A 15504-nucleotide genomic window follows, 5' to 3' on the forward strand; every position below is an offset into this window, starting at 1 on the left:
GGCGGGCGCCGGAGGGATGATGTCGCGCACGAAGCTGTTCTGCCTGCTCGCGATCGCGATCAGCACGGGGATCGCCGGTCTCGTCGGATGTGGACCGAGCTCCGAGGCGAGCACGGAGGGCAGCGCCGAGAGTGACACCGCCGCCGCCGCGGGCCCCCAGGGCGCCGCCCCGGCCGCCGCGGCCTCGCTGCGCATGCAGCAGGACCTGCTCGACATCGCGCACCTCGCCGACGTCGACCACCACGGCCTCTACGTCGACTTCGGCACGCCGGCGCGCATGAAGTACACGATCGGCCACTGGCGCACCGGCTGGGGCTCGGACGGCGCCGACGGCGACGAGACGTTCACCCACGCGACCGACGCGTCGCGCGTGTACTTCTCGATGCGCCAGGCCGGCCCGGTGACGATGCGCGTCCGCATGCGCCCGATCGGCTCGCGGCGCCTCCAGGTCTTCGTCAACAACCGCTCGCTCCCCGAGGGCATCCAGCTCGCCGAGGGCGCCGAGTTCCGCGACTACGACATCGCGATCCCCGCCGACATGATCCGCGCGGGCGAGAACGCGCTGCTCCTCCGCTTCGGCGGCACCACGCGCGTCGGCGACGAGAACGTCTCGGTCGCGGTCAGCTCGATCCGCTTCATCCCCGGCACGCCCACCGAGGGCGAGCGCTTCCTCGCGCCCGATCTCGCGGCGCTCGTCGCGCAGATCGACGTCGGCGGCACCGAGCGCCGCGCGATCGCGGTGCGCGCCCCCACCACCGTCACGTATCACCTCGAGGTCCCGCAGGGCGGTCGCCTCGTGCTCGGCGTCGGCGGCGAGGGCACGGTCGCCGGCGCGCGCGCGCGCATCGTCGTGCAGCCCGAGGGCGGCGAGGCCGCCGAGGTCTACTCGGCCGCCGTGGGCAACCGCTGGGACGATCAGAACGTCGACCTCACGCGCTTCGCGGGCCAGGTCGTGCGCCTCGAGCTCATCGCCGAGGGCACGGGCGAGGGCGGCCGCGTCGCGTGGTCGGTCCCCGGCATCATGGTGGCGCCCCCGCAGGTCGCGGAGCTCCGCCCGGTGCGCAACGTCGTCGTGCTCCTCATCGACACGCTGCGCGCGAGCAAGCTGCGCCCGTTCAACCCGCAGTCGCGCGTGCGCACGCCGGTCCTCGAGCGCATCGCGCAGGAGGGCACCGTCTTCGAGGCGGCGCAGTCGCAGGAGAACTGGACGAAGCCGAGCGTCGCGTCGGTGCTCACCGGCCTCACGCCTTCGACCCACGGCGCGAAGACCGACGCCGCGCGCGTCCCCGACAGCGCCGAGCTCGTCAGCGAGGTGTTCGACGGCGCGGGCTTCGCGACCGGCTCGTTCCTCGCGAACGGCTACGTCTCGGATCGCTTCGGGTTCCGCCAGGGCTGGGACCACTACGTCAACTACATCCGCGACAACCGCAGCACCGAGGCCGAGGACGTCTTCCGCGAGGCGGGTGACTTCATCGAGCAGCACAAGGACGAGCGCTTCTTCGTCTACATCCAGACGATCGATCCGCACGTCCCCTACGACCCGCCGGCCGAGTTCCTCTCGATGTACGACTCGCGTACGGACTACGCGGGCCAGGTGCGCCCCCGCATGACGGGCGAGCTGCTCGAGCGCGCGAAGCGCAACCCGCCCGAGGTCACGTTCGACGCGAGCGATCGCCGCCGCCTCGAGGCGCTCCACGACGGCGAGATCAGCTACCACGATCGCGAGCTCGGCCGCTTCCTCGAGCGCCTCCAGCAGCTCGGCGTGGGCGAGGACACGCTGCTCGTCATCACCTCCGATCACGGCGAGGAGTTCAACGAGCACAACAGCTGGGGCCACGGCCACAGCCTCTATCAGGAGCTCATCAACGTCCCGCTGATCTTCTGGCGCCCCGGCGTCGTCCCCGCGCAGCGCGTCGCGCACACCGTCAGCACCATGCAGATCTCGCCGACGGTGCTCGAGCTCGCGCAGGTCCAGGGTCTGCGCAACGCCGAGGGGCGCGCGCTCACGCCCGAGCTCCGCGGTGAGATCCCGGCGGGCCCCCAGGTCGCGTTCAGCGACTTCCTCGACGATCGCCGCGCGATCCGCGCCGGTCGCTGGAAGCTGATCCTCCGCGGCCACAACCCGACGATGTTCGACCTGCAGAGCGACCCCGGCGAGCAGCGCGAGCTCGACATGAACCGCCACCCGATCGCGGCGCGCTACCTGCGCGTGCTGATCGGCCAGTACCTCGGCGCGATCGATCGCGGGAATTGGCTCAGCGCGGATCAGCGCGCCCGCACGCAGCTCGGCACGGAGTCGATCGAGATCGATCCCGTGCTCTGCGCGCAGCTGCGCGAGCTGGGTTACGGCTGCACCGAGGGAACCGCGCCGCCTTCGGCGGTCGGCCAGACCGACTGATCAGCTGACCCGAACATCGGCTCGCCCGGAGGTCCCTCCCGTCCGCGCGCTCCGCGCGCTCCCTTGCCGAACCTCCGGGACGAGCACTCCTGTCTTCACTGACATCACGTCGTCACCCGAACGGCCCGCCCACGCGGGCCGTTCGCATTCCGTCAGCTAGTCTGCGCGCCTCATGGCCGCTGCGGTCCTCCCGCCTCCGGGCGATCCCAAGACGCTCTACGTGATGGATCTGTCGGGGTACGTCTTCCGCGCGTACCACGCCGTCCCTCCGCTCTCGAACAGCAAGGGCGAGCCCACGCACGCGGTGCACGGCGTCACCGCGATGATGAACAAGCTGATCACGCAGCGACGCCCGACGTACTTCGCGGTCGCCGTCGACTCGCGCGCGCCCTCGTTCCGCAAGGCGATCTACCCGGACTACAAGGCGACCCGCAAAGAGCGCCCCGCCGACCTCGAGCAGCAAGCGGATCGCGTGCTCGAGATCGCGCACGCCTACCAGATCCCGTGCCTCGCCGAAGAGGGCATGGAGGCCGACGACGTCATCGCGACCGTCGTGAAGCAGGCGCGCGCGATGGGCCTCACCGTCGTCATCGCGAGCGCCGACAAGGACCTCCTGCAGCTGATCCAGGACGGCGTCGTGATGCTCGACTCGATGCGCGATCGCGTCTACGGGCCCGACGAGACCGTCGAGAAGATGGGCGTGCGCCCCGAGCAGGTGCGTGACTACCTCTCGCTCACCGGCGACTCGAGCGACAACGTGCCCGGCGTGCCCGGCGTCGGACCGAAGACCGCGGTCCAGCTGCTCGGCCAGTACGAGACGCTCGACGGCATCTACGCGCAGGTCGACGCCGTCGACAAGAAGTCGATCCGCGAGAAGCTGATCGCCAACAAGGACAAGGCGTACCTCTCGCAGCAGCTCGTCACGCTGAAGGACGACGTCGCGATCGACCTCGACCTCGAGCGCCTCCGCTACGGCGGCGCCGACGTGCCCAAGCTGCGCCAGCTCTTCACCGATCTCGAGCTGCACCGCGCGAAGGACGAGCTCGAGCGCACGCTCGGCCGCGAGGTCCCGCGCGGCGCGCTCGAGACCGCGCCGAGCAAGCCCGCCGCGCGCGCCGAGATCGTCACCAAGCCCAAGGGCGCTGCGCCGCCGCGCCTCGCGGTGAAGAGCGCGCTCGCCGGGGACCTCGACGCGCTCCGCGCCGCGCTCGATGCCGCGCGCGCGAGCGGCGGCGTCGCGATCCACACGCTGATCGAGGGCGACGATCCGCTGCGCGCCCAGGTCGTCGGCGTCGCGCTCGGGTGGCGTGAGGTCGACGAGGTCGCGGAGAGCGTCGAGGCGCGCGCGGCGTACGCGCCGATCGGCCACGTCTATCTCGGCCGTCCCGATCAGCTCGCGCTCGATCGGGTGACCGAGCTGCTGCGCCCGGTGCTCGAGGACCGCGAGCTCGCGAAGCGCGCGCACGATCTCAAGCGCGAGGCCCTCGTCTGGTCGCGGCGCGGCGTGCACATCCGCATCGGCGAGGACGACTTCGACACGATGATCGCGAGCTATCTGCTCGACGCGGAGCGCCACGCGCACGGCATCGAGGAGGTCGCGCGCCTCGACCTCGGCGACGATCTCGCGTCGCTCGAGTCGATGCTCCCGAAGGTGCGCGGACAGAAGCCGCGCCTCTCCGAGCTCGAGGTCGAGCGCGCGATGGCCGCGGGCACCACGCGCGCCGCGCTGATCCTCGACCTCGAGGCGCTCCAGCGACAGCGGCTCGACGAAGAGGCGCTCGGCGAGCTGATGCGCTCGATGGAGATGCCGCTCGCGGGCGTGCTCGCCGACATGGAGCAGTGCGGCGTGCGCATCGACACCGCGCACCTCGCGCAGCTCGACGTCGGCGCCGAGGCGCGCGTGAAGGAGCTCGAGAAGCGCTGCCACGAGGCCGCCGGGCACGAGTTCAACGTGAGCTCGCCGCGCGCGCTCGAGAGCGTGCTCTTCGACGAGCTGAAGCTCCCGGTCATCAAGCGCACCAAGACCTCGCGCTCCACCGACCACGAGGTGCTCGAGGAGCTCGCGCCGATGCACCCGCTGCCCGACGCGATCCTCGAGCTGCGCATGCTGCAGAAGCTGCGCGGCACGTACCTCGAGGCGCTCCCGCGCCAGATCGATCCCGCCGACCAGCGCGTGCACACGCGCTTCAACCAGGCGGTCGCGGCGACCGGCCGTCTGAGCTCGAGCGATCCGAACCTCCAGAACATCCCGATCCGCACCGACGAAGGCCGCGCGATCCGCGACGCGTTCGTCGCCGCCGACGGCTTCGAGATCCTCAGCGCCGACTACTCGCAGATCGAGCTGCGCGTGCTCGCGCACGCGAGCGGCGACGCGGAGCTCGTCGACGCGTTCACGACGAACGCCGACGTCCACGTGCGCACCGCGACCGCGCTCTTCGGCGTGGAGCCCGAGGGAGTCACGCGCGAGATGCGCGGCCGCGCGAAGACCGTGAACTTCGCGGTGATCTACGGCCAGACCGAGTTCGCGCTGGCGCGCAACCTGCGCATCGATCGCGCGGAGGCGCGCCGCTACATCGACGCGTTCTTCGTGCGCTACGCCGGCGTCACGCGGTACCTCCAGGACCTCGTGCACGAGGCGCGCACCACCGGCGCGGTGCGCACGCTGCTCGGCCGCAAGCGCGTGGTGCCCGACATCGACAGCCGCAACCGCGCGCTGCGCTTCGCGGCGGAGCGCATCGCGAAGAACACGCCGATCCAGGGCAGCGCGGCGGACATCCTCAAGCGCGCGATGATCGGCATCCACGACGAGCTCGCCGCGCGCGCGCTGCGCAGCCGGATGATCCTCACGGTGCACGACGAGCTCGTGCTGGAGGTCGCGACCGACGAGAAGGACGCCGTCGCGAAGCTGGTCCGCGAGAAGATGGAGACCGCGTTCCCGCTGCAGGTGCCGCTCGTCGTCGAGATGGGCTTCGGCACGACGTGGGGCGCCGCGCACTGAGCGGCGCCCGCGGGCCGGTCGCGGGGGCGCGCTCGGCCGCGCGCCGCGACGCGATCCGCTGCGCCGCGAGCCGTCCTGCGGGAGGACGAGGCGTGGATCTCGCGCCCGCGAGTCGTCCTGCGAGAGGACGAGACGTGGATCGCGCTTCCGAGCCTCGTCCTGTGGGAGGACGAGACGCGGATCGCGCTTCCGAACCTCGTCCTGTGGGAGGACGAGACGCGGATCGCGCTTCCGAACCTCGTCCTGCGGGAGGACGGCACCCGGATCGCGCTTCCGAGCCTCGTCCTGCCACAGGACGGCACGCGGTGCGCGCCGCGGCATCCCGTCCTGGCACGAGTCGTCACGTCGCGGCACCGTCCGCCTCTCGACGCGGCGCGGCGGATCGCGTGCGAGCCTCAGATCACTGCACGCAGGCTCCCCGCCGGAGCCAGCGACGGCAGCTCGGGATGGAGTGCGCTCCACACGATCGCAGCGGTCTCCACGATGCGCGGCCCCGGCCGGTTGAAGTACGCGTTGCCGTCCGCGATCCACAGCGGGCGATCCGCGAGCGGGCCGAGCTTCGCCTTCACCGCGTCGAGCTCGCGCTCGGTCTGCGCGATCGGGAACCCACACGGCGCGAGCAGCACGACCTCGATCGCGTCGGCGGCCGCGTGGATCTCGCTCCACGCGATCGCGCGTGTCGGCGCGCCCTCGTGCGCGAGCACCGGCGCGCCCCCCGCGACGCGCACGAGCTCCGGCGTCCAGTGCCCGGCCACCATCGGAGGCTCGAGCCACTCGAGCACCAGCACGCCGCGCGTCGCACCGCGCGCGCTCGCGACCTCGCGCAGCCGCGCGTCCATCGAATCGATCACGCGGGTGGGGTCGGCGTCGATCGCCGTCGCGACGCGGCGAACGTCCTCTCGCACGTCGTCGAGCGTGCGCGGCGCGAGCGAGACGATCGCGACGTCGCGGCCGATCGCCCGACACGCCGCGGCGTGCACCTCGGCCGACGGGATCGCGCACACCGCGCACGCGTCCTGGGTGACGATCACGTCGGGCGCGAGCGCGCGCAGCAGCACCTCGTCGACGTCGTAGAGCGAGAGCCCCGCGACCGCGCGCTCCCGCACCGCCGCGTCGATCGCCGACGACGACGCGTGCGGATCGATCGAGGTGCGCGTGACGCGCGGCAGTGATCGCGCCGTCTCCGGGAAGTCGCACTCGTGCGAGACCCCGACGACGCGCTCGCCGGCGCCGAGCGCGAACAGGATCTCGGTCGCGGCAGGAAGGAGCGAGACGATGCGTGAGGAGGTCACGCCACGAGGATGGATCGATCTCGCTCGTCCCGTGCTCGACTCCGACTATCCTCTCGCTCGATGCTGGTCGAGACGCGACGCTGCGGGCGGCTCTACGTCGACGTGCGAGGCGAAGGATCGCCCATCGTCCTCTGGCCCTCGGTGCTCTGCAGCGGCGCGATGTGGAGCTCCATCCCCGAGGAGCTCTCGCGCGCGCATCGCGTCATCAACATCGACGGTCCGGGGCACGGTCGGAGCGCGCGGGTGCGCGAGCCGTACACGCTCGACGACAACGTCGACGCCGCGCTCGCGGTGCTGGACGCGTGCGGCGTGCGCCGCGCGGTGTGGTGCGGGCTGTCGTGGGGCGCGATGGTCGGCATGCGCCTCGCGTTGCGGGCGCCGGAGCGCATCTCGGGGCTCGTGCTGATCGACGGCAACGCGGACCGCGAGGTCCCGGAGAAGCTCCCGGCGTACCGCGCGATGGCGATGATCTCGCGTGTGCTCGGCCCGATCCCACCGCTGCTCGATCGGCTCGAGCCGATCTACTTCTCGCCGTACTCGCTGCGCGCGAACCGCCCGATCGTCGACGCGTTCCGGCGCGGCGTCGCGTCGATGGATCGCGAGTCGATCCGCCGCGCGGTCGACGCGGTGATCCTCGGACGCGAGGACCTGCGCCCGCAGCTTCCGCGCATCGAGGCGCCGACGCTCGTGGTGGTGGGCGCCGACGACGTCGCGACCCCACGCGCGCGCTCCGAGGACATCGTCTCGGGCATCCGCGGCGCGCGTCTGGTGCAGATCCCGCGCGCGGGCCATCTGAGCGCGTGGGAGCAGCCCGACGCGGTCCGCGAAGCGATCGAGGGCTTCCTCGCGACGCTCGCACCCCAGGGCGCCCGCCGCACGGCGTGATCGTCGCGGCACGCGCCGCGCGCACGCGTGACGGCGTGACCGAGCACGCGCAGGTGGCACGTGGACGAGCACGTGGAACGAGCACGTGCACGCGCACGGTGCGACGTCGGCTGCGGCGACGATGGCCGAGCGGCGAGCCCATCGCCATCGAGGCGAGGCGCGAAGCGCGAGCCCGTTCCGCGATGACGACGATCCGCGAGGACTAGCGAGGCCCCCGTGCCCCCCGCCCGGGCCGAGACCTCACCCCGCGCGGCCGATCAGCCGCCGAGCGATCCGAACCGCGAACGCCCCGTCATCGGGCCGCAGCTTCGTCTGCCACCCGAGCCGAAGTCGCGTCCCCCGCCACTCGATCGACCGCGACATCGCCGCATAAGGCCAGATCGCGAGCAGCAGCACGTCCTTCAGCGGCGCGCAGAGCAGCAGCTTCCACGGCATCGCCTCGCCGCGCGTCCGGCGCAGCAGCATCGCGTCCGTGCTCGCCTTCGCGATCACCAGCGCGAGCAGCGCCGCCACGAAGCGCACGTCGAAGCCCGACAGCACCGTCGCGATCACCGCCAGGCCCACCGGGTTCGCGAACACGTCCGCGACGAACGCGGGAGGGTGGATCACCGCGCGCATCTTCAGCCATCGCGCGTGGCGGCTCATGAACCGGTCGATCGTCACGTCGTGGTTCACGTTCTCCGCGACGGTCGTCGAGAGGATCACCTTGCGGCCCGCCTTCTCGAACGCGCGCCCGAGCAAGTAGTCCTCCGCGAGCACGTCCTTCACGCGCTCGAGCCCACCGAGCTCGTCCAGCACGCTGCGGCGGAACAGCATCGACTTGCCGATCACGCACGTCACGCCGAAGTAGCGCAGCGCGAAGCACGTCGACGGCGCGATCATCGCCGAGAGCTGCAGGTTCTCCATCGCCGCGCCCGGCGATCGCTCGCCGACGCCGACGACCATGCTCGAGAGCAGCGCGCCGTCCTCCTCGATCAGCTCGCTCACCACGCGGCGCAGGTAGTCCGGTCGCGCGCGCACGTTCGCGTCGCTCTGCAGCACGAGATCGTGCTTCGCCGCGCGCAGCGCGCCCGCGAGGTTCGCGACCTTCGGGTTGAGGCCGTACTCGGGATCCGAGAGCACGAACCGCACGCTGATCTCGGGGTACCGCGCCGCCACGCGACGCGCGACCGGGAGCGCGTCGTCGTCGGGCTCGGCGGTCGCGAACACGATCTCGATCGGCCCGCCGTAGTCCTGCGTGAAGAACGACTCGAGGTTCTGCTCGAGCGACTCCTCGATCCCCTTGAGCGGCTTGAGCAGCGAGACCGCTGGCAGTCGATCGTTCGCGATCGCGCGCGCGCGTCTCCTCGTGTGCCGCAGCGTCGCGATCGCGCCGAGCCCGAAGAAACCGTACGCGAACACCGCGCAACCGAGCACGATCCAGGGCAGCATTTCCACCATCGGGATCCCCCGGGGAGGGCACGCGCGAACGGCTCGCGTGCAGTACGGAAGAAGCTTCTAAGCGGGCGGTGTGGCGGGCGCGGGTCGAGACGGGGCCGAACGATGTCACGGAGCGTGACCGCCCCGCAAACCCTGCGCGCGGCGCGTCAATAGCACGCGCGCGCGCAGGTGCGGAGCTGGGCCCGGCACGCGCGCTCGCACGCGAAGCGATCGAACTCGTCGCAGCGCGCCGTGCACGCGAGCCACGAGGGCCGGCACGCCGCCGCGCAGTGCGCGGGCTCGACGATCGGCATCACCGCCGGGCGCGACGCACGACGCTCACGCGCGCTCGGCGTCGAGCGCGGCGCCTCGGGCGATCCGACGAGCTCGGCCTGGCGCCCATCGCTCGGCGTCACCTCGGGCGCGCGCTCGACGGGCGGCGTCGCGCCGAGGTCGACGCTCGCCGGCTCGGGCGCGCGCACCGGCTCGTCGGCGCTCGTGCTCGAGGCCTCGGCGACGTGCTGGGCCTCCGATGCGATCGCCGGGCTCGTCTCCGTGAGCGGCACCGGGTCCGCGTCGCTCCCGCCCGTCGCGAGCGCGACGACCGCAGCGCGCTCGGGATCGAGCCGGAGGAGCCGCTCGCGCACGTAGTCGATGCGCGCCGGGTCCTGACCTTCCTGCCAGTGCGCGGCCCACGCCTGCCAGCACGCGCGTCGCTCCTCGACCGGCACGCGACGATCGAGATCCGCTGCGTAGCAGCGCTCGAAGTACACCTCGCTGCGGTGCACGCGACGTAGACTCGGGCCACACCCGATCGCGGCGATCGTCATCCCGATCGCGAACAGCATGCGGACCGCGGCGAGCACGACTGCCGAGCAACCTATCACCCCGGGGTGGGGCATGCTCGATCTCGCGCACCTCGGTCGGCTGCACCTCGCGTGGAGCGCGCACGGCCTCGTGTGGATCGAGCAGCTCGCGCTCGACGTCGATCACGACGCGCGCGTGCGCTGGCTGCCCGAGGTGCCGCGCGACGCGAGCGCGAGCGACGTCCCCGCGCGCTTCGCCGATCCGCTGCGCGCGTTCGACGCGGGCGCGCCGATCGATCCCGCGACGCTCGACGTCGATCTGCGCGGCACCGAGTTCCAGAACCGCGTCTGGTCCGCGCTGCGCGCGGTGGGGCGCGGGCAGGTGCGCACGTACGCGGGGCTCGCGGCCGACGCCGGGTCGCCTCGCGCGATGCGCGCCGTCGGCATGGCGATGTCGAGGAACCCGATCCCGATCGTCGTGCCCTGTCATCGCATCATCGCGCAGGGCTCGCGCATCGGCGGCTACACCGGCGGTCTTCCGCGCAAGCGCGTGCTCCTCGCGCTCGAGGGGGTCGGCATCGACGGCGATCGCGTGATCGGATCGCAGCTCTCGCTGCTGTGACTGTGCTACGCACCGCGCGCGATGCGCCGGTACGCTCTCGCGCTGCTGCTCTGTCTGCCGGGCTGTTGCTCGTCGTGCGGGTGCGGCGCCGCGGCTCCGCTCGCGGGCGGCCCGACGCCCTACGCGCGCTGCGCGATCGCCGACCCGCCTCCCGCCCGCAGCGCTCGCGTGGGTGATCTCACGTGGCGCATCGAGGACCGCTCGCTGGCGATCGAGGGGCTCCCCGAGTCGTTCCCGATCGCGCTCGCGCGCGGCCCGGCACCGTTCCGCGATCCGCTCGCGCTCGACGCGCTCGGCCCGGCGCGGCTGCTCGTGGTGATCGGCTCGCTCGGCGACGACGAGGCCACCGCCACCGCGAACGTCGCAGCGCTCGGGCAGCTCTCGATCCCCACGTTGATCCTCGCGGGAGGGCGCGACGATCCCGCGCACCTCCGCGCCGCGCTCGACGCGCTCGAGGAGCCCGCGCGTGACCGGGTGATCGACGTCTCCGCGCTGCGCTCCGTGCGCATCGGCACACACCTCGTGCTCGTGCCCGCCGCGGGCGCTCCCGAGGGCCGGTACGCGCGCGCCGACACCGCGTGCGGCCTCGGCGCGGACGATGCCGAGGCCATCGCCGATGCGCTCGGCGATCCCGGCGAAGGAGAGCGACGCATCCTGCTCTCGTGGGCCGCTCCCGCGGCGATCGGCGCCGAGGGCGGTGACGCGGGCAGCCCCTCGATCGCGGCGCTCGCGAGCACGATCGGCGCGCGACACGCGCTCGTCGCGTGGCCGGAGTCGCACGCCGGCCGTGTGCTCTCGAGCGACGACGCCGTGACCGCGTTCGCCCCTGCGCTCGCCGGTCCGGAGCTGGTCCGCGCCGACGGGAGCCGCGCGCCGAGCCGCCCTCTGCTGCTCACGATCGGGCCCTCGGGAATCGGCACGACGCCTGCCCCGGACTCTCCTTGACTCCCCGAAGGCCTCTTCTATACCTAGCGCCCTTTTTCGGGGCCCTTTGCGGTCACCAAAGCGTCATGGCGGAATTCGAGATCAAGGTGCTCGAGCTCGAAGCGGGCGGGAAGCAGTACGACTTCCCGCTCCGCCGCGCGTGGCTCGACGCATCGCTCGGTCTGGCCGACGCGAAGCCCGGTGACGCGCTCAAGGCCGATCCCGCGCAGCCCGACGGCGTGGTGTCCGTCTGGGTCGAGAAGACCGGCGAGGACGTGGTCGTGCGCGGCCGCGTCAAGACGCACCTGATCGCCGAGTGCGCGCGCTGCCTCGGCGAGGCGCACGTCCCGGTCGACACCGCGGTCACCGCGCTGTTCACCGCGCGCGGCGAGACGATTCGTCCCGTCGCCGACGAAGAGGACCTGACGCCCGAGGAGCTCGACACCGAGTTCTATCGCGGCGACACCGTCGTCCTCGATGCGCTCGTGCGCGAGCACGTGCTGCTCGAGGTCCCGATGCAGACGCTCTGCAGCGAGACCTGCACGGGCCTCGAGGTCCCCGCCGCGATCCGCGGCCCGGCCGACCTCCACGAGGCGCCGATCCACGAAGGAAAGAAGGTCGATCCGCGCCTCGCGCCGCTGATGGACCTGATGGACAAGACGAAGAAGAAGGGCTCCTGAGCCGAGCCCACCCGAGGAGGATCCACCGTGGCCGTTCCGAAGCGCCGTACCACCCGTTCCAAGCGCAACATGCGTCGCGCGAACCACGACAAGGTCGCCGCCCCGACGATCGTCGCCTGCGCCAACTGTGGCGCGATGACGGTCCCGCACCGGGTGTGCGAGGCCTGCGGCCACTACGGCGGCCGTCAGGTGAAGGACAAGGGCCAGGCCGAGAGCGAGTCCTGATCGGATCGGATCCCGATCGCCGGGGGGGCGGTCGACCGGAGGGAACGTGTTCGATCTGAAGGACAGAGTCGCGCTGGTCACCGGTGGCTCGCGCGGGATCGGCCGCGCGTGCTGCGTCGCGCTCGCGAAGCAGGGCGCGTACGTCGCGATCAACTACTCGAGCAACGAGAGCGCCGCGGCGCAGACGCTCGACGTCGTGCGCGCGGCGGGCGGCGACGGCGAGATCATCCGCTTCGACGTGGCGGATCCCGAGGCGTGCGACCAAGCGGTCACCGACCTCGTGAAGCGGAAGGGGCGCCTCGACATCCTCGTGAACAACGCGGGGATCGCGATGGACCAGCTGCTGATCCGCATCAAGCCGGAGGAGCTCGAGAAGACGTTCTCGACGAACGTCGCGGGCTCGCTCTGGTGCGCGAAGGCGGCGATGCGCCCGATGATGAAGGCCAAGCGCGGCCGCATCATCAACCTGTCGAGCGTCGTGGCCGAGTCGGGCAACCCCGGGCAGGCCGTGTACTCGGCCAGCAAGGCCGCGCTGCTGGGGTTGACGAAGACGCTCGCGCGGGAGTACGCCTCGCGCGGCGTCACGGTCAACGCCGTGGCGCCCGGCTTCATCGAGACGGACATGACGTCGAGCCTGCCGGAGCAGGCGAAGCAGGCGATCGTCGCCCAGACCCCGCTCGGGCGTCAGGGCACGGCGGAGGAGGTGGCCGCCGCGGTCGTCTTCCTCGCGAGCGACGAGGCCTCGTACGTCACGGGTCAGACCATCCGCGTCAACGGCGGCATGTACGTGTGAGCACGCGCAGCGCTCCGAGGGCGGAGCGTCTGGCGCAAGGATTCAGGCGGTCGGAGCAAGAGAGGACCGAGCATGGAGATCGCAGACAAGGTCAAGGAGATCGTCTCGCAGCAGCTCGACGTCGACGTCGCGCAGATCAAGCCGGAGTCGCAGTTCATCGACGACCTCGGCGCCGACTCGCTCGCGATCGTGGAGCTCGTGCTCGCGTTCGAAGAGCAGTTCGAGATCGACATCCCCGACGAGGACACCGAGAAGATCCGCACGGTCGGCGACGCGATTTCCTATATCTCGACGCGTACCAAGAAGTGATCGGGTCCGACTCGCCGTACAGGTGAGTCGGCAGATCCTCCGCAGAGCGGAGCGACTCTGGAACAGGCTGGGTCTTTACCGAGACCCAGCCTGAAACCTTCGGAGAGGCGGAAGATGCGTAGGGTGGTCGTCACGGGAGTGGGCGCGGTGAGCCCGGTGGGCGCGGACGTCGAGACCACCTGGAACGCTCTGCTCGCAGGCAAGAGCGGCATCGGGCCGATCCAGCGGTTCGACGCGAGCACGTTCGCGTGCCGCATCGCCGGCGAGTGCCTCGACTTCGATCCCGAGAAGTACATCGAGAAGAAGCGGCTCCGCGAGGGCGATCGCTTCATCCACCTCGCGATGGGCGCGTCCGTGCAGGCGGTCGAGCGCTCGGGCCTGCTCGCGACGCCGCTCTCGGAGGACGACCTCGAGCGCGTCGGCACGTTCATCGGCGTCGGTCTCTGCGGTCTCGAGCTGATCGAGCGCATGAAGGAGACGCTGCTCGAGAAGGGCCCCCGCCGCATCTCGCCGTACTTCATCCCCGCGGCGATCTCGAACCTCGCGCCGGGTCACGTCTCGATGCGCTACGGGTTCAAGGGCCCGAACTACACGACGACGAGCGCGTGCTCGTCGGGCGCGCACGCGGTGGGCGAGGCGTTCCGCTGGATCCAGCGCGGCGACATCGACGTCGCGGTCGCGGGCGGCGCGGAGAGCACGATCAGCGGGCTCGGCGTGGGCGGGTTCACGGCGATGCGCGCGCTCAGCGAGCGCAACGACGAGCCGCAGCGCGCGAGCCGTCCGTTCGACCGTGACCGCGACGGCTTCGTGATGGCCGAGGGCGCGGGCGTGATGATCCTCGAGGAGCGCGAGCGCGCGATCGCGCGCGGCGCGAACATCCTCTGCGAGATCCTCGGCTACGGCGCGACGAGCGACGCGTACCACCTGACGCAGCCGGCCCCGGAGGGCGAGGGCGCGCAGCGTGCGATGAAGAACGCGCTCCGCGACGGCAAGATCGATCTCGAGCGCGTGCACTACGTCAACGCGCACGCGACGAGCACGCCGACCGGCGACAAGCAGGAGCTGCAGGCGCTCAAGAAGATCTTCGGCGAGCGCGCGCTGGGGAAGAAGGACGCGAACGGCGTCTGGATCTCGGCGACGAAGAGCATGACCGGGCACCTGCTCGGCGCGGCGGGCGGCATCGAGGCCGTGTTCGCGGTGCTCGCGCTGCGCGACGGCGCGGTTCCGCCGACGATCAACCTCGAGAACCCCGACGACGAGGCCGAGGGCATGGATCTCGTGCCGCACGAGGCGCGTCGTCGTTCGATGGACGTGGTGCTCTCGAACAGCTTCGGGTTCGGCGGGACGAACGTCACGCTCGCCTTCGGCAAGCACTGATTCTCCCGGGGGGCTCCGCCCCCCCTCGACCCCGGCCGCTTCGCGCTGCGCGCGGGGCCCCAGCCCGCTCGCGTCTCGAGCTTGCGAGCGGGTCGCGGGCGGGGAGCCAGCCGCGCGCGCGTCTCGAGCTTGCGAGGGGCGGGGCGACGGGCTCCAGCCGCGCGTCTCGAGCTTGCGAGCGGGCCGGCCGATCCCGGTCGTTCGCACCACGTGAGCCGACGGCTGCGCGCGAGCCGAACGTGGGTCAGGGTTGGGCACCCGACGACGGCGAACGCCAACCCAGGATGGCGCAACGCTCAGTCGGGTACGCTGCTTGCCAGGAGCTCGTGCATGTCGTCGTCGGACTCGATCGTCATCGCTTGTGATCACGCCGGACTGCCGCTGAAGCAAGAGATCGTCGCCGCGCTCCAGGAGCTCGGCCGCGCGTTCGAGGATCTCGGCACGCACGACACTGCCTCGGTCGACTATCCCGACTATGCCCGCCGTGCCTCATCGCTGATCGTGGAGGGCAAGCACCGGTTCGCGGTGCTGATCTGCGGGAGCGGCGTCGGGATGGCCATCGCGGCGAACAAGCTCCCGCAGATCCGCGCCGTCGTGTGCAGCGAGCCCTACAGCGCCGCGATGTCGCGCCGGCACAACGACGCGAACGTGCTCTGCATGGGCGCCCGCGTCGTCGGTCCGGGCCTGGCGCGCGAGATCCTCGAGGCGTTCCTCGGTCAACAGTTCGAAGGCGGTCGCCACCAGCGCCGCGTCGACAAGCTCGAGGCGTGCTGATC

14 protein-coding genes are annotated in these 15504 nt (G+C 71.7%); 11 read left to right on the forward strand and 3 right to left on the reverse strand.

Annotation, left to right across the window (positions count from 1 at the left end; genetic code table 11):
• Nucleotides 1-19: 19 nt before the first annotated feature.
• On the forward strand, nt 20-2398 hold the full coding sequence (locus tag DB32_RS18965) for a sulfatase (protein WP_157069171.1): 2379 nt from the start codon (nt 20-22) through the stop codon (nt 2396-2398).
• Nucleotides 2399-2570: 172 nt separating this feature from the next.
• The gene (gene polA / locus DB32_RS18970) at nt 2571-5396 is read left to right on the forward strand and encodes a DNA polymerase I (protein ID WP_053233873.1); all 2826 of its coding nucleotides are present in this window, start codon (nt 2571-2573) and stop codon (nt 5394-5396) included.
• A gap of 395 nt (nt 5397-5791) precedes the next feature.
• On the opposite strand, the gene DB32_RS18975 is transcribed toward polA, so the two are convergent.
• A complete protein-coding gene (locus DB32_RS18975; RefSeq protein WP_053233874.1) occupies nt 5792-6688 on the reverse strand; it encodes a TroA family protein in 897 nt (298 codons plus the stop codon).
• A 60-nt stretch (nt 6689-6748) separates the two neighbouring features.
• Between DB32_RS18975 and DB32_RS18980 the strand changes: the two genes are divergently transcribed.
• Nucleotides 6749-7573: an alpha/beta fold hydrolase gene (locus tag DB32_RS18980; protein ID WP_053233875.1), complete on the forward strand. Its 825-nt coding sequence runs from the start codon at nt 6749-6751 to the stop codon at nt 7571-7573.
• 240 nt (nt 7574-7813) lie between these two features.
• Here DB32_RS18980 and DB32_RS18990 read toward each other — a convergent pair whose 3' ends face one another.
• Nucleotides 7814-9004 carry a glycosyltransferase gene (locus tag DB32_RS18990; protein ID WP_053233877.1) on the reverse strand — a complete coding sequence of 397 codons (1191 nt, stop codon included), beginning with the start codon at nt 9002-9004 and terminating at the stop codon, nt 7814-7816.
• A 155-nt stretch (nt 9005-9159) separates the two neighbouring features.
• On the reverse strand, nt 9160-9858 hold the full coding sequence (locus tag DB32_RS18995) for a hypothetical protein (protein ID WP_157069172.1): 699 nt from the start codon (nt 9856-9858) through the stop codon (nt 9160-9162).
• Between the two features lie 34 nt (nt 9859-9892).
• On the opposite strand from DB32_RS18995, the gene DB32_RS19000 reads away from it, so the two are divergent.
• The 8 genes from DB32_RS19000 (at nt 9893) to rpiB (ending at nt 15502) form a co-directional block, all read left to right on the forward strand.
• Nucleotides 9893-10420 (forward strand): methylated-DNA--[protein]-cysteine S-methyltransferase, encoded by a 528-nt coding sequence (locus tag DB32_RS19000; protein WP_053233879.1) that lies wholly within the window; start codon nt 9893-9895, stop codon nt 10418-10420.
• Nucleotides 10421-10441: 21 nt separating this feature from the next.
• The gene (locus tag DB32_RS19005; protein WP_053233880.1) at nt 10442-11365 is read left to right on the forward strand and encodes a hypothetical protein; all 924 of its coding nucleotides are present in this window, start codon (nt 10442-10444) and stop codon (nt 11363-11365) included.
• A gap of 65 nt (nt 11366-11430) precedes the next feature.
• The gene (locus DB32_RS19010; protein ID WP_053233881.1) at nt 11431-12024 is read left to right on the forward strand and encodes a YceD family protein; all 594 of its coding nucleotides are present in this window, start codon (nt 11431-11433) and stop codon (nt 12022-12024) included.
• Between the two features lie 27 nt (nt 12025-12051).
• Entirely contained in the window at nt 12052-12249 is a 198-nt protein-coding gene (rpmF, locus tag DB32_RS19015; RefSeq protein ID WP_053233882.1) for a 50S ribosomal protein L32, read from the forward strand.
• Nucleotides 12250-12295: 46 nt separating this feature from the next.
• Nucleotides 12296-13042, forward strand: a complete 747-nt coding sequence (fabG, locus tag DB32_RS19020; RefSeq protein ID WP_053233883.1) for a 3-oxoacyl-[acyl-carrier-protein] reductase — start codon at nt 12296-12298, stop codon at nt 13040-13042.
• 72 nt (nt 13043-13114) lie between these two features.
• Nucleotides 13115-13351 carry an acyl carrier protein gene (locus tag DB32_RS19025; protein WP_053233884.1) on the forward strand — a complete coding sequence of 79 codons (237 nt, stop codon included), beginning with the start codon at nt 13115-13117 and terminating at the stop codon, nt 13349-13351.
• A gap of 114 nt (nt 13352-13465) precedes the next feature.
• Nucleotides 13466-14728 (forward strand): beta-ketoacyl-ACP synthase II, encoded by a 1263-nt coding sequence (gene fabF / locus DB32_RS19030; protein WP_053233885.1) that lies wholly within the window; start codon nt 13466-13468, stop codon nt 14726-14728.
• A gap of 330 nt (nt 14729-15058) precedes the next feature.
• Nucleotides 15059-15502, forward strand: a complete 444-nt coding sequence (gene rpiB, locus DB32_RS19035; protein ID WP_053233886.1) for a ribose 5-phosphate isomerase B — start codon at nt 15059-15061, stop codon at nt 15500-15502.
• Nucleotides 15503-15504: the final 2 nt, after the last annotated feature.

Source organism: Sandaracinus amylolyticus (assembly GCF_000737325.1).
Taxonomy (GTDB): domain Bacteria; phylum Myxococcota_A; class Polyangia; order Polyangiales; family Sandaracinaceae; genus Sandaracinus; species Sandaracinus amylolyticus.